The organism is Celerinatantimonas diazotrophica, from assembly GCF_004339545.1.
GTDB classification, from domain to species: domain Bacteria; phylum Pseudomonadota; class Gammaproteobacteria; order Enterobacterales; family Celerinatantimonadaceae; genus Celerinatantimonas; species Celerinatantimonas diazotrophica.
The window spans coordinates 673,042-688,771 of the sequence record NZ_SMGD01000011.1; the positions used below are offsets into that span (position 1 = coordinate 673,042).

Here is a 15,730-nt window from a genome sequence, read left to right on the forward strand (position 1 = left end):
GTTGTTTCATTCAGGCTACACTAAGAAGAAAAAGATCCCGGGTTCCGCTGCGCTTTTCCCGGGCTACAAAGCGTTAGGTGATATTAGTTCACAGCTTTCCAAGCAATGCCCATTTGATACAAAATCCGTGTGGCAGTACTTAAGGTACTCAAGCCATCCAGATAATCTGTATCAATTGGTACAACGATGGTATCCCCTGACTCAAGCGGGTGACTGGAGCGCATAAACCAATAGGATTGATTCGGCAGCATCACTGAGCCATTGGCTCGAATCACATAAACCCGCTCATCATCGGCTTGTTTTTTCTCACCACCGGCCATATCAATATACTGTTGTACCGATTTACTCGGGTTAAAGGTAAAATTGCTCGGCATCTGCACTTGTCCCATGACTGAAATGGTATTGCGTCGTGGTGGAATATATAACTTGTCACCATTTTCCAGCATAACATCACTATCTTCACGCCCGCGTAATATCTGTGGCAGATTGATCACCAAACGCCCAATAGCAGAAGTTGAATTGAGATCATTAACCACTTTAAGTGCTTCCGTCGGGCTAGTTGTATACTGAGCATCAGTGGTCTGCCGACGTAGTGCTAAAGACGCAATTTCTTGGCGCAAATTAGCCGCTAACATCTTCATATGTTGCTGCTCTTGGGCGCGTAATACTGCACGGCTAAAAACCGCTCCCTGAGGGTAAGCATATTGCGTTAAGCCCCCAGCTCGCGCCACTAAGTCGGCAATGGTTTCACCTTGACCAATCGTATACGTCCCCGGATGCCTGACTTCGCCCTGAATTTGCACCGTATTATCAATGGTCCAATTCGTTTTACGCTGAATATCAATACTATCTTTGGACTGCAGCGCAAAATTACTCCCTGTGCCATTCATAATTTTAGCCAGATCAAATCGTGCATGATTCAGCGATACCTTACCGGGCATCACGACAGCGCGAGTTAATTCGGCCTGATCTTTTGCAGCCGACTCTAGCAACCCACCCGCTGCGGCGATGGCATCACGTGCCGTTGCTCCTTCTACTAATGGATAGGTGCCAGGATAGGGTACCGAACCAGAAATCTCATAAAGCTGAACCGCGTGCCCGTTAACAGCTTGTTCTCTTAGCCTTTGAATAATCGGTTTGAGTAATACTTGGCGAGAAAAAGGACCCGAATCTTGCTGGTCATCACCATTTGGCGTAAATAAGTTCGCTTGTGGACCATTATCTTTGACAAGTTGTACGCCCGTTGTTGGATCTATCTGATGCGTTTGATGATTTGATTGGTTCGAGCCATTTTGTTTATCTGAGGCAGCTGAGGCTTTCGTTTCTCGCCATGCCTTGGTGTTTAAATTATTTGAGAAGACAAAAATCTGGTCTCGATTATCCAATGTCAGATCTTGAGGGTTTTGTGCCCCCTTAAGCGCATCGCCTAAGTTAAACTGCAAAACTTTTATATGATGCTGGGCATCAATTTCTCGTACAACTAATGCGTATGACTGATCGGTATTTTCAAGTAGATCATCAGCCCCACTGGTAAACAGGTCGCTAATCCGCATCCCTTGATGAAACTCATAAGCGCCTTGGCGTGTAACCGCCCCACGAACAATCACCGCATTTTGTAGCTGGTCACTCACTTTTTTTAGCCGCACTTTGTCGCCAGGATGCAGTTTTAGATCTAACCCTTGAGCATTTTCTGCATTAGCGGTTAAAACGTGCACACCATCTTCAGCAAAGCGTTTAATCTCCACTTGTTGCAGATAAGCATCGGCTTTACTGCCGCCGGCACTTTTGATTAACTCGCCGAGTGTTTCACCGGCTTTGATTTCATAAACCGCCGGACGCCGGATCTGCCCACTTATACTTACCTCTGGGCCTTTCGCTTCAACAAAAACCGTATCCCCAGATTGCAAGCGAATATCGTGTTTTGTTTCACCTTTTAATAGCAGGTTATACAGATCAAGTCGGTCAATTATTTTATGGTTACGACGTACTATAATATGTCGCAGTGAGCCGGTTTTTCTAAAGCCGCCTGCGGCTATCAATGCCTGCGTCACAGTAGCTAAACTTGGAATATTATAGGCGCCCGGTTGATAGACATCCCCCGAAACATAAACCTGCATGGTACGCAATGAGCCAAGTGAAATTGCCGTATCCACACCAAGAATTTGCTTTTTAATGCGATTATTTAAGTTATTTTTTAATTCTCTAAAGGTTAAGCCCGCGACATGAATCGGTCCCAATTCAGGGAACTGAATGCTGCCATTACGCTGCACATCAAGCTGATAGCTGACGTTTTTGGCACCAAACAGTTGAATATCAATCTCATCGCCGGGGGCAATCAAATAGTTATTTGGGACAGGTAAGTCATCTACGGGTGTATAACTAGAGGGTTGGCCGGCAAATAGGTCATAACCAAAATCAATAAGCTGACCTGGCTTTTTTCTTTGAGCACTTTGCTTATGCGATGGTGAATTCACATTACGCGGTGTAATAGTTTGCGGATGTACGTCATCCGATGAACCAGAGCCACTGCCATCTCCCACCAGTGTACTCAAGTCAACCCCATACTCTTTGGCCAGTGTTTGTTGTTGGGATGGAGAAAGTTGCTTAAATTGTGCTATTTGTGCCGCTGAAAAATTCGCAGCATAAGAGGTTAAACTGAAAAAAACCGCAGATGCGGCAATAAAATATGCTTGTAGTTTTCTCATTCGCGACATAAACCTAAAAATTAATTAAAAACGAAAATCCCAACTTCCCCAGTAATTCCACTGGTCAACGCCGGCATCCGGGTTTTTGTTATAATCCCCCCCCAATCTGACGAGGCTATTGGCTAACGGCAGTTGAATCGATGCAGTCAGCTTATCTTTATCTTCTTCACTGGTATTCTGGTAACGCTGCAATTGCATTGTCCATTCCCAATCGTTGGGGGTTACCCACAGTAGCTTAACCGTTTTTGACTCGCCTACATCGGCATTATTCAATGCTAAATTATTATTCAGTCCAACCATCGTGGTCTTATTCAACATCCCCTGCTGCCATTGCGCTTTGCCATCGCTAGAGAGTGTTTTAGCTTCAAGTACCCAGCGCAGATATTGTTGCCCCACGTTAAACTGGCTTTGCCAACCATATACAACAGCCCCAATGGAGTGATCATCGGTCAATGTCGCGGCTTGCGCATAAATGCTTTGAGTTAGCGTATCACTGCCAAGGTTTAATTTTGGCAAGCTAATGCGGACATCCCCATGGTATTGATCGACCGAGCTATCACTGGAGTTAAGCCCGGTAAAATACCCCGTAAATCCATCTTTGGCATACCAACGCTGATAACCAAAGCCTAAGTCAAGCCAACTCACCGGGCTAAATTCAAAGCGGCTCGACCACTGCTTGGCATCATTATTCAGTGTTTCCAGATGACCAATAAACGTTTCCACATGCCAACTGCCAAGCACGGGCCAGTTATAGCCGTCGTATGCAAGGTCTATCCCTGGAATCGTCCCGCGAGTATGTCCCCACGCTAAGTTATAAATCCAAGTCGGCCCCCACCAGCGCTGGCGCGAACCGAACTCAATACTCGCATGATCCACATTAAAGGCGATATAGCTATTATCGAGGGTCAATTTATCCTGCTCATTTCCTGATTTATCAGGACGGCGCTCATAATTAGCCGCTAACCGAAACGCATAATGCGACGCTGTTAACTCATAGCTTGATTGCGTCTGCCAATGCGCAGTCATGGGAGCGGCAAAACTTGAATCATTACGTGGATCTTTCGCATAACCAATCTCAAACCGGCGATTGCCACGATCTGTTAATGCCCCTTGAATGGCATAATTTACATGAGCATAGGCTTGGGCTAGGACAGGAGAAAGTTGCGAGGCATCGATGCTATTTAACTGATCATAAATATGCGACCAACGCAGAGGGTAGGTATTGATAGGAGAGTTAATCAACCCGGCATCGGCTAAAACCTGAAGGTCAGAGCGAAGATAAGTGTTATTGGGTTCGAGCCAAGGCGATGACTTTGCGGCCAAGCTAACAGTCAGTGCCGAAAGGGCTAGTAACTGCAATCCAGCAGTCAGAGTGCCCCGCAAGAATTTATTCTTTTTCATATTTAAGAAGATTCCACAATCAATGTGATTGTCTTTAAGCTTTGTTCAAAGGGTCAATTTAGGCAAAGCTGAGGAATATAACCATTTATCCAAATGCGCTATAATAGCTACTACTCATCAGGCCAAAAGGTACGCTACCGCCCCTAGGTTATAGCTCCCAGAGTGCTCAGAAAAGCCGGCAAGAACCGCCGAATAGCCCATAATAGTTGTATACAAAGTTGATCTAGGTAAGAAAAACGACCTGAAGTACTGTAATACTTCAAATACCTATACAATAATTGACGAACATCTTACACAGTTACTAAAGTAAAGAAAAGTCTAAAAAAACTCTTTGAAAATGATTTAGTTGCTTAGTTCTAAGCCTTTCTCTCTATTCCTAATGAGGTGTCATATCAGTCCCAATTTAGGGTCATTTCCGTCACTTTAAGATTTTACTGGACTTGCATGTAACAATATTTAAAGAAATGTAAGTATAGTATTTATAGTTCAATCAAAAAAGAGCCAACTCACCCCAATTTACGATAAAAACACAGCAATCATGCCTCAGCAAGCCACCCGCTAACTCTGCCCTTCAATTGAATACCTTAGTACCGACGGAAGCTTCTGATTCTAAAGCGACATTGATAGAGAACGTGCTGATAACAAATACGGCTATCAATCACCTTCATCCGGGATGATTTCTGACATAAAATAGCGTTATCAATAATGAGCCTCATTAGCTGGCATGATGTGGCTGTTATTTCTATGTATAATTGCCAGGGCGGTATTTTTGCCCACTCACCTTAATAAAGAAGGACTGACTCATATGGCTCAATTTATCTACACCATGAACCGTGTCGGTAAAATCGTCCCACCTAAGCGGCACATTTTAAAAAATATTTCGTTAAGTTTTTTCCCTGGCGCCAAAATTGGTGTGCTTGGGCTTAATGGTGCCGGTAAATCGACTTTGCTACGGATCATGGCAGGGGTTGATACTGAATACGAAGGAGAAGCACGGGCAAACCCCGGCACTCGGGTTGGCTATCTCCCGCAAGAGCCACAACTAGATTTAGAAAAAACGGTTCGCGCCACAGTTGAAGAAGCACTTGCAGGCGTTATCAATGCGCAGCAGGAACTCGATGAAGTCTATGCGGCCTATGCCAACCCCGATGCTGATTTTGACAAGCTCGCGCAGCGCCAACAAGAACTTGAAGCCATTGTCGCCACCGCCGATGGCCACAACCTCGATAATCAGTTAGAACGAGCTGCCGATGCACTTCGCTTGCCAGCATGGGATGCTCAGATCAAACATCTCTCCGGTGGGGAACGTCGTCGCGTCGCTTTATGCCGATTATTGCTAGAAAAACCCGATATGCTGCTGCTAGACGAACCAACTAACCACTTAGATGCTGAGTCCGTCGCCTGGTTGGAGCGATTCTTAAAAGATTACGAAGGCACCGTTGTTGCAGTGACCCATGATCGATATTTTCTTGATAATGTTGCTGGCTGGATTTTAGAGCTCGACCGTGGTGAAGGGATCCCATGGGAAGGAAACTATTCATCATGGCTGGAACAAAAAGAAGCGCGCTTAGAGCATGAAGCCGCTTCAGAGAAAGCCCGGATGAAATCGATTCAGAAAGAACTAGACTGGGTGCGCAGTAACCCTAAAGGACGGCAGGCCAAGAGCAAAGCCCGTATGGCGCGCTTTGAAGAGCTTAATAACCAAGACTATACCAAACGTAATGAAACCAATGAGCTATTTATCCCCACAGCGCAGCGCTTAGGCGATAAAGTGATTGATGTTGAGCATCTAAGCAAAGCATTTGATGGCCGGGTATTGATTAACGACTTGTCATTTAGCATTCCTAAAGGTGCAATTGTTGGGATTATCGGTCCGAACGGTGCGGGTAAATCAACGCTTTTCAAAATGCTTACAGGCGCAGAGCAACCCGATAGCGGTGAAGTAACCCTTGGTGAAACCGTGCAAATTGCAGCGGTCGATCAGTTCCGGGATGCGATGGACAATAACAAAACAGTTTGGGAAGAAGTCTCTGGTGGCCGCGATATTCTCAAAGTCGGCAATATTGATATTCCCAGCCGCGCCTATGTAGGACGTTTCAACTTTAAAGGTTCGGACCAACAAAAACGGGTTGGCGAGCTCTCTGGTGGTGAACGTGGCCGCTTACATTTAGCGAAATTATTGCAAACCGGCGGGAATGTTCTATTACTCGATGAACCAACCAACGATTTAGATGTTGAAACACTGCGAGCGTTAGAAAATGCCCTACTCGACTTTGCTGGTTGTGCGTTGGTGATCTCGCATGACCGCTGGTTCTTAGACCGTATCGCAACCCATATTTTGGATTATCGCGATGAAGGGCAAGTGAACTTTTATGAGGGGAACTTTACCGATTATGAGGCGTGGTTGAAGAAAACCTTAGGCGCTGAAGCAATTGAGCCGCATCGCATTAAATATAAACGGATTAGCTAACGAGGGTTGGTTTATATTGGACTCCCGGATTCCGCTTCGCTGCATTCGGGCTACAGATACACCATTTTCATCCATGTAGCCTGGCAGAAGCGTAGCGGATGCCGGGGAAAAGCCACGAGAACATCACCACCGTCCATTTAGCCCGGCAGTAGCGCAGTGGATACCGGGAACAATCCCATTCAACACACGTACATCAAACCGAGCAGTCCCCGGGTTCCATTTCATTCCACCCGGGCTACAGTTGTTATCATATCACCATCAAATCATGTAGCCTGGCAGTAGCGCAGCGGATGCCGGGAATCAATCCCAATTCAACACACGTACATTAAACCGAGCAGTCCCCGGGTTCCATTTCAATCCACTCGGGCTACGATTGTTATCGCATCACCATCAACCCCGCAGCTTGGAAAAATATTATAAAGCCACTCCTCTTAGCATAGCGAATGCCGGAAAATATCCCCTGTAACAGTGATCCAAACTATTTAAAACCACTCATAAAAATGTCACTTCAATTCATACAGAGCATAATTAAACAGATTCATCTCAAAACTCAGATAAAACTTATGGCAGCTGATAATGATGGAGCCGATTACCAAAGACTTTGGCGCACGAATCGCTGCAGATAAAGTGGCGATTTTCGGTACCTTTAATCCCGCGACTTAAATAGCCTACCCCAGCGGCGGTAACCATCCACTGTTGGATATCACCATCAACCATTAATAAGCCATGGTAATTACAAGATGAATTTTGTGCCACTTTACGAAATAGTTTGGGCGAAACACCTTGAGCATGTTCGAAAAAGTTCACTACGTCGGCAGGGGAAAAACGAAAGCTCTGGCAACGCGGATCAGGAGCAGCTTGCTGATTTTGCCCCCATTTCATGGTCATCACTCGATATTGAACCGGTTTACTCGGTACAGAGCTGCAACCGACGAGCGCAACAAGAGCAGACATCGTCATTAATACAATGAGCAATTTCTTCATGCTTTCCCCTATATTTTTCTATGCGGCGGTCGAATTAAACGATTCAACCCAAAGCGGCACAGGCAGCGGGCAAACCATTTTCCAACCATCTTCACCATCAGGATAATATTCACATAACAGATGAGTCCAACGAAATCCATTTTGCTGGTATAAAGCCAATGCAGCGCGATTACTGCAACGCACTTCAAGTGCAAGGGCTTGATATCCTAATGATGCGATTAACTGCTGGCCATGCGAGAGGAGTGATGAGGCAACCTTCTGACGACGAAAAGCCGGTAAAACGGCTAATGCATATAACCTTGCTCGGCGCCGAGCATTAGGCGTTAAGTAAATGGCATACCCGACTAACACATCATCTAAAAATGCTCCCCATACCTGCGCTTTAGCTCTGGTTAATAGGTAACGCAGTTGGCGACGTTTAATTTGCCCAATAAAAAAACAACTCTGTTCAATGTCGATCAATGCGTTTAGATCATTAATCGTGACCCGTCGAATTTGGGGTTTCATCATAGTTATTATAACTTGAGCCCATCTCAAGTCGCACAAGGATAAACGTTGGGCCATTTTGGTCATTATCCGGGGGGAAAATCAATAAATTTTTTCAATCTTCGATTCGAGTCTATCCCCGGATTCCGCTTCGATCCATCCGGGCTACGGTTGTTATCGCATCACCACAAATATTGTAGCCCGGCAGAAACGCAGTGGATGCCGGGAAATCCCTTTCAACATACGAGAGCCAAATACGTTCACATAAAACCCCCGGATTCCATTTCATTTCATCCGGGCTACAGTCGTTATCGCATCACCATCAAATGGTGTAGCCCGGCAGGAGCGTGGCGGATGCCGGGGAAAAGCCACAAGAAGATAACCACCAACCCATGTAGCTCGGCAGGAGCAAAGCGGATGCCGGGATAGAAATATTCCTATTCACCGAAATAGCCATCTAACTCTTCACCTTGCCAAGAATCCGTTAAAATTCCTCGCTGGACATATTGGTGAAAGCTTGAATATGGCCAATCTTTAACACATTTTACCAAATGATGTTTATAGGGATTGCGATGAATATAATTAACATGCATTAACCAATCTTGTTCATTGCGAATGCAGTGTTCCCAATAGCGAGATTGCCAGATAAATCTAAGATGTTTATCGATTCTCTGGTGGAACAATAGAGAAAATCGACTTTTAATTGATTGAATCAATTTAGGGAAATAAGTTGTATCGTTCGGCAGCTGCACCAGCAGGTGTATATGATCAGGCATAACTGATATTGCCTGAATATGGCATGGGTATCGGCTCAGAGCATAATGAAAGGAGTCTCTCAATAAATCTATTTGCTCTGTTAACAATTTTAGTCGGCGATTTTTAAGTGTGAGAGTGAAAAAATAGCATCCGCCCGTGATAATGACTCGCCTATAGTTGACCATCTTTTCTGAATTTATTGATAAATATTATTTTTAATAATTTAACAAAAATCTATAAAAGATAAATACCTTGATCGTTCGGTTCCAACACACCCGCATCGATCCAAGTTGCCCCCGGATTTCATTTCATCCGGGCTACGGTTGTTATCACATCACCATCAAATATTGTAGCCCAGCAAGAGCGCAGTGGATGCCGGGGAATCTTCCCCATTCAACACACACGCATCAAACCGAGCATTCCTCGGATTCCATTTCATCCGGGCTACGGTTGTATCGCATCACCATCAAATTATGTAGCCCGGCAGGAACGCAGTGGATGCCGGGGAATCTTCCCAATTCAACACACACGCATCAAACCGAGCATTCCTCGGATTCCATTTCATTCCATCCGGGCTACGGTTATTATCGCATCATCATCAAATATTGTAGCCCGGCAGGAACGCAGTGGATGCCGGAGAATCTTCCCAAATTCAACCCCCACACATCAAACCGAGCATTCCTCGGATTCCATTTCATTCCATCCGGGCTACGGTTGTTATCGCATCATCATCAAATATTGTAGCCCGGCAGGAACGCAGTGGATGCCGGGGAATCTTCCCAAATTCAACACCCACACATCAAACCAAGCAGTCCCCGGATTCCGCTTCGCTCCATCCGGGCTACGATTGTTATCGCATCACCATCAAATGGTGTAGCCCAGCAAGAGCGCAGTGGATGCCGGGAATATCCCCAATTTAGCACACACGCATCCAACCGGGCATTCCCCGGATTTCATTTCATCCAGGCTACGATTGTTATCGCATCACCATCAAATCATGTAGCCCGGCAGGAACGTAGTGGATGCCGGGAATCATCCCCAATTCAAAACACGATTGTCAAACCGGGCATTCCTCGGATTCCATTTCATCTCATCCGGGCGACGATAAATACCGATGCTTATTTCATAATGAATAAACCTAATAACAATTTAATAATTATCAATTAATTTATATAAACTCAAATTTACGTAAATATTCTGGTTGTTTCCTCTTACTTTTGGAAAGGTAAAACCGCAAAACAGGCAGGTCAACATCCAACACGCCTCGTTCTCCTTGTTGAAACGAGATGGACGGATTCCTCTCGCCGCTGCCTGTTTGTCAGCATTATTAGTGATCAATCCCCGAATCACCCAACTGCTCTGGAGGATTCAACATGCTTAAAGTCAGCAAGTTGATGCGCAAATATGGACGATTCACCGCGGTCAAGGATGCCACATTCACAATTGAACAAGGCGAAATTGTTGGTCTACTCGGCCACAATGGCGCAGGTAAAACCACTATTTTAAAGATGCTCAGTGGGTATTTGGAGCCTCATCAGGGTTCAATCGAACTCGATGGCATTGATGTTATTCAAACCCCTAAACAGGCGCAAACGCTCATCGGCTACCTGCCAGAAAATTTACCTTTATACGGCGAAATGTCGGTTGCCGAATACTTAAATTATGCGGCAACGATTAAAGGCATAGACCATGCCCACCGAACGAGTGAGATTAAACGAGTCATCCTCGCAACAGATATTAAGGACAAGGCATTAAACCGGGTAGATACCCTTTCTCGAGGCTATAAACAACGGGTTGGCGTGGCCCAAGCGTTGCTCGGGGATCCTCGTTTTTTGATTTTGGATGAGCCTACTAACGGATTGGATCCAACCCAAACCTTTCAGATGCGCAATCTCATTAAAGACGTCGCCAAACACGCCACTGTCATCCTCTCCACTCACATCATGCAAGAGGTAGAAGCGCTCTGTGACCGAGTTTTGATCATCCGCGCCGGAGAACTGGCGGTAGATTCATGTCTCGAAGAGCTCAAACAAACCCATCAGTTAATTGTGCAGACTACGCTCAGCCTCTCCCAACTGAATGATGCACTCTCTAACATCGACGGCATTGTAGAGGTGCGGTGTGCCAATAAACATACCCCAAACAATTTCCACATTGAATTGAGTGAACAAACCGCCTGGCAGAGTGTAAGTCCAGCCATTGCTCAAGCCATCTGCCAACAAGGTCAACTACTGGCGATCGAACCTCGTCAGCTTGACCTTGAAGCGCTATTTAAACAGGTGAATGAACAATCGATGGAGAGAACAAAAGATGTCGCATAACCATTCTGGTTCCGCTTCGGTGAGCCAAATTGCGGGCAAAGAGATTCAGTTATTTTTTACCTCCCCTATTGCTTATCTTTTTTTGGGTGCATTTGCCGCCATTACCTTATTTATTTTCTTTTGGGCCGAAGCATTCTTTGAGCGCAACATTGCCGATGTCAAACCGCTGTTTGAGTGGATGCCGGTCCTTCTGATATTTTTATGCAGTACCTTAAGCATGCGGATGTGGAGTGAAGAGCGCCGCAGCGGTACCTTAGAATATCTGCTGACTCGGCCAGTGCCACTCAGCAAATTTGTCGTGGGGAAGTTTTTAGGTTGCTTAGTCCTACTTATTATCGCGCTCATTATCACATTGCCACTGCCAATTACAGTCAGTTGCTTAGGACAACTCGATTGGGGCCCTGTGTGGTCTGCTTATTTGGCCACTATTTTATTGGGCGGCAGTTATTTAGCCATTGGTCTGTTTGTCTCATCACGTTGTGACAATCAAATTGTCAGCTTAATCTGCGCCTGCGCATTGTGCGGTATTTTTTATCTATTAGGCTCACCGCTGATCACCAATTTATTGAGCACCCAAAGTGCTGATTTTATGCGTCTGCTGGGCAGTGGCTCTCGTTTTAGCTCGATTACCCGAGGTGTATTAGATCTGCGCGATCTGTATTACTACATCAGTATTATCATCGTTTTTTTATGCCTAAATGGTTTTATGCTGGAAAAAGAGCGCTGGGCTAACGAGATCAAAACACCTCGCCATCGCTGGGTAAAATGGGCAACAGCACTGGTTGTCATCAATGCCTTACTAGCCAACGTCTGGCTCAGCCAGTTAACTGGCCTGCGCATCGATACGACCCAAGGCAAAATTTATACGCTATCGAATCCAACCCATCAGATTTTAGATCATCTGCGCGAACCGCTGATAATTCACGGCTATTTCAGCCGCAAAACTCACCCATTACTGGCCCCGTTAGTACCACAATTGAAAAATTTACTGCGTGAATATGCAGTCTACGGGCATGGTAAAGTGCGTGTTAAATTTAGCGATCCGACAACCAATCAAGCTGCCCAAAAACAGGCTGTGAGTGAATATGGGATTCGCCCGGTACCATTCCAGGTTGATAACCGCTATCAGTCATCGGTGGTCAATTCTTACTTTGATGTGGTGGTCTCTTATGGCGATCAATACAAAGTTTTGAACTTTAGAGACCTGATTGCCGCCCGTATGGGAGAAAATGGCCAACTCAATGTGCAACTGCGCAACCCTGAACGTGATATTACTGCGGCCATTGATCATGTGATTAAAGACTATCAATCTTCAGGCAATCTGTTTGACACCGTCACGAAGCATTTAACCTTTACCGGTTATATTTCCGATTCAAGTGCATTACCTAAGCAACTGGTAACCTATCGGCAAACGATCCAACAGGTGCTTAAACCCATTGTGAAACAATCCGAAGGGAAACTCTCGGTTGTATTTAAAGACCCTTCAGCCTCTACTAAGCTGGCTCATCAAATAGCGAATAAGTTTGGTTTTAAACCAATGGCCACCAATCTGCTCAGTCAAAATCACTTCTACTTCTACATGACGCTGAGCGACGGCAAGCACAATGTACAAATCCCGTTGGGCAATATCAAAGGCCACGATTTTAAACGCAACCTCCAGGCAGCAATCAAACACTTTGCTCATGGATTCACCAAAACGATTGCACTGGTTACACCGGGACAGGCTTCACCCTATTACCGAGGTCCGCGTTACGAGCAATTGACTCGTTATCTGAGCCAAGATTTTGATGTGCGTAAAGAAACTCTCGACAGTGGGCATGTTAGCGGTGATACCGATCTATTAGTGGTTGCCGGTGAAAATAAACTTAATCGTAAACAGTTATTTGCTATCGATCAGTATCTGATGCAAGGGGGAACAGTCATCACTGCAGTATCGCCTTATCAGCTTAAGTTCGACCAATCCGGCATTCAGATGAATCCGCACTCAGGCCTGTTATTAAAATGGTTGAAAGCGCAAGGCATCAATATTCAACAAAAATTGGTGATGGATCCGCAAAACAGCGCGCTCCCTATTCCGGTCACCCGCAATATTGGTGGTGTTCCAATTCGTCAGTTCGATATGATCGATTATCCCTATTTTGCCGACATTCGTTCTCATGGATTAAATCGACATAATCCGATTACCGAGAACCTCGGTCAGCTCACAGTGCCTTGGGCATCGCCAATCTCGGTCAAAGAACCAAAAGGAATGAAAGTGGTGAAACTCATTCAAAGTTCTAAAGGGAGCTGGCTCAGCGATAATACCGATGTCATGCCACAGATCCGGGGAAATCAGATCTTGCCATTTACTCAGCAGGGCAAAACCTCATCGCAATTGCTAGGGGTGATCGTTAAAGGGCAATTTAAATCGTATTTTGCCGGGAAACCATCGCCGCTGCTGACATCGAGCAAAGCAACGACGCCGAAACATGCAGATCAATCTAAAGCAGGTAAGGCCGGTGCGCATCCAAGCAAGCCAACAGTAACAAGTCAGCTCAATCAATCGCCGTCATCCGCTCGGTTAATTGTGGTTAGCTCTTCGGCAATGTTACGAGACGAAATTCTGCAATTAACTGGGAGCGCCAATCGCAGTCGTTATATCAATAGCCTGAAACTGATTAATAATGCTGCTCATTATGCGTTGGATGATACGGCGTTGTTGTCGATTCGTTCACGCTCGCACTTTGATCGCACACTCGTTCCGATGGGGCACCAGGCACAACTGTTCTGGGAATATCTCAACTATGCATTAGCCGCTATTTTACTCATTATTATTGCCATTATTCGTAAAATACGTCGCCGTTCTATCATGCATCGTTATCAGCAGTTACTGGATATTCAGGAGTAATCATGTTCAGAAAAATCACAATATCCTTGGTGGCCTTGCTGGTTATTCAGGGAGCCGTCTGTGCGGGTTTTTGGATCCACGCGAATCATCTGCGCCAACAGGCGCAGACCCGCTCACTATTTAAATTTGATAATGAAAAGGTGGTGAGTCTCAGTGTGCAATCGGCTAAAAAACAGCTGACACTCACTCAAGTCAATGGCAAATGGCAACTACCAGAGCTGGATAACTTACCGGCTGATCGTTCGCGAATAACGAATCTATTAAGTCAGCTTCATCAAATCAAAGTAGACTGGCCAATCGCGACTAGTCAGAATGCACAAAAACGTTTTAAAGTCGCCAAAGATGACTTCAAACGGCACATCATCATTAAAACGAAAACGAAAACAGTGGCTGATTTTTATCTGGGCAGTGAGCCAAATTACCACCAACGTAATTTGCGCCGCGCTGGTGATCAAGCCATTTATCAGGTTCATTTAGCAACCTCGTCGCTGCCTATTGATGCACCGCAGTGGTTTGATAAAACTTTACTGGCAACGAGCAGTGATGCCATTAAAGGTCCGTCATTTAGCTTAATTAAGCATAAACAGATTTGGCAAAATGGTTCTAAGAACAGCCATTTGAAAGAGGTTGTCGATCAAATCAAAGCAGCCGAACTTGCGGACGCGTTGTCTAATTTAAATGTTCAAACTGTGGCGAAAATACCGATTAAAGCTTCCCCAGAGCGAGTATTGAATGTTAGCTCTGGCAAGCATCATTATCGCTATCAGCTTTATCATCAGGGTAAGCGTTATCAGATTAGTCGGAATGACTACAAGCAGCGCTTTGTGATCAATCAAGGGCAGTATACTCAGTTGCTGAAGATAACCGCGAATAACCTGTTTCATCCGGTAAAAGCCAAAGCAAAAGGCCAAGAAAAAACGAGTGCAAATAAATAGGCAGTCTGTCTCGTTATTCATCCCGGCAGATGCGTTGCAAATGCCGGGAGTGAGTCGAGTCTGAGTTTACCCCGGGTTCTGCTTCGCGCCACCCGGGCTACGAATAAACCTTCCTATTCATGTAGCCCGACAGGAGCGCAGTGGATGCCGGGAAAAGTCACGATAGTATCACCACCAGCCATGTAGCCCGGTAGGAACGTAGTGGATGCCGGGGAATCATCCCCATTCAACACACCTGCATCAACCCGAATCAATCCCGGGTTCCATTGCATTCCACCCGGGCTACGGTTGCTGGTTTTATTGTAGCCCGACAGAAGCGCAGCGGATGCCGGGGAAAAGTCACAATAATATCACCACCAGCCATGTAGCCCGGTAGGAACGTAGTGGATGCCGGGGTTCTTTGGGATGTCATTGCAGTTGAAGTTTTTGCTAGAGATAAAAACGACGAAAGCCCGCTTTAAAAGCGGACTTTCTAAATTTGGCTCCTCCTGCTGGGCTCGAACCAGCGACCTGCGGATTAACAGTCCGTCGCTCTACCAACTGAGCTAAGGAGGAATTATTTGTGGTGCCCAGAGGCGGAATCGAACCACCGACACGAGGATTTTCAATCCTCTGCTCTACCGACTGAGCTATCTGGGCAACGGCGGCTATTAAACGTTTTAAACGTGTCGAAATCAAGATTTTTTTTACAAAAACGATCTGACAGCGCATTTTCCCATCAAAACGTCGTTTTTCTCATCTGTTTTGGCTACTTTAAAGCCAATTTTTCTATGTTTTTTCCTTTC

9 protein-coding genes and 2 tRNA genes are annotated in these 15,730 nt (G+C 45.5%); 4 read left to right on the forward strand and 7 right to left on the reverse strand.

What is annotated here, in order from left to right; translation table 11 throughout:
* Positions 1 to 83 precede the first annotated feature (83 nt).
* Together EV690_RS06090 and EV690_RS06095 are read right to left on the reverse strand one after the other, a co-directional pair.
* Positions 84 to 2,705, reverse strand: coding sequence for an SLBB domain-containing protein (locus EV690_RS06090; protein ID WP_165872676.1), 2,622 nt, complete (start codon positions 2,703 to 2,705; stop codon positions 84 to 86).
* A 24-nt stretch (positions 2,706 to 2,729) separates the two neighbouring features.
* Entirely contained in the window at positions 2,730 to 4,106 is a 1,377-nt protein-coding gene (locus EV690_RS06095; protein WP_131912033.1) for a capsule assembly Wzi family protein, read from the reverse strand.
* An 805-nt stretch (positions 4,107 to 4,911) separates the two neighbouring features.
* On the opposite strand from EV690_RS06095, the gene ettA reads away from it, so the two are divergent.
* Positions 4,912 to 6,576: an energy-dependent translational throttle protein EttA gene (ettA, locus tag EV690_RS06100; protein WP_131912034.1), complete on the forward strand. Its 1,665-nt coding sequence runs from the start codon at positions 4,912 to 4,914 to the stop codon at positions 6,574 to 6,576.
* A 561-nt stretch (positions 6,577 to 7,137) separates the two neighbouring features.
* Here the strand turns inward: ettA and EV690_RS06105 are convergent.
* From EV690_RS06105 to EV690_RS06115, 3 genes are all read right to left on the reverse strand, one after another.
* Positions 7,138 to 7,560, reverse strand: coding sequence for a hypothetical protein (locus EV690_RS06105; protein ID WP_131912035.1), 423 nt, complete (start codon positions 7,558 to 7,560; stop codon positions 7,138 to 7,140).
* 18 nt (positions 7,561 to 7,578) lie between these two features.
* On the reverse strand, positions 7,579 to 8,070 hold the full coding sequence (locus EV690_RS06110; protein ID WP_165872677.1) for a GNAT family N-acetyltransferase: 492 nt from the start codon (positions 8,068 to 8,070) through the stop codon (positions 7,579 to 7,581).
* A 413-nt stretch (positions 8,071 to 8,483) separates the two neighbouring features.
* Positions 8,484 to 8,987 (reverse strand): REP-associated tyrosine transposase, encoded by a 504-nt coding sequence (locus tag EV690_RS06115; protein ID WP_131912037.1) that lies wholly within the window; start codon positions 8,985 to 8,987, stop codon positions 8,484 to 8,486.
* 1,188 nt (positions 8,988 to 10,175) lie between these two features.
* Here EV690_RS06115 and EV690_RS06125 point away from each other — a divergent pair.
* The 3 genes from EV690_RS06125 to EV690_RS06135 are packed head-to-tail and all read left to right on the forward strand — an operon-like array spanning position 10,176 to position 14,945.
* Positions 10,176 to 11,123: an ABC transporter ATP-binding protein gene (locus tag EV690_RS06125; RefSeq protein WP_131912040.1), complete on the forward strand. Its 948-nt coding sequence runs from the start codon at positions 10,176 to 10,178 to the stop codon at positions 11,121 to 11,123.
* On the forward strand, positions 11,113 to 14,010 hold the full coding sequence (locus tag EV690_RS06130; RefSeq protein WP_131912041.1) for a Gldg family protein: 2,898 nt from the start codon (positions 11,113 to 11,115) through the stop codon (positions 14,008 to 14,010). Before EV690_RS06125 ends, EV690_RS06130 begins: the two co-directional genes overlap by 11 nt.
* A gap of 2 nt (positions 14,011 to 14,012) precedes the next feature.
* Positions 14,013 to 14,945: a DUF4340 domain-containing protein gene (locus EV690_RS06135; RefSeq protein ID WP_131912043.1), complete on the forward strand. Its 933-nt coding sequence runs from the start codon at positions 14,013 to 14,015 to the stop codon at positions 14,943 to 14,945.
* 479 nt (positions 14,946 to 15,424) lie between these two features.
* Here EV690_RS06135 and EV690_RS06140 read toward each other — a convergent pair.
* Both EV690_RS06140 and EV690_RS06145 read right to left on the reverse strand, forming a co-directional pair.
* Positions 15,425 to 15,500 (reverse strand) — tRNA-Asn (locus EV690_RS06140).
* An 8-nt stretch (positions 15,501 to 15,508) separates the two neighbouring features.
* Positions 15,509 to 15,584, reverse strand: a tRNA-Phe gene (locus tag EV690_RS06145).
* Between the last annotated feature and the right edge of the window lie 146 nt (positions 15,585 to 15,730).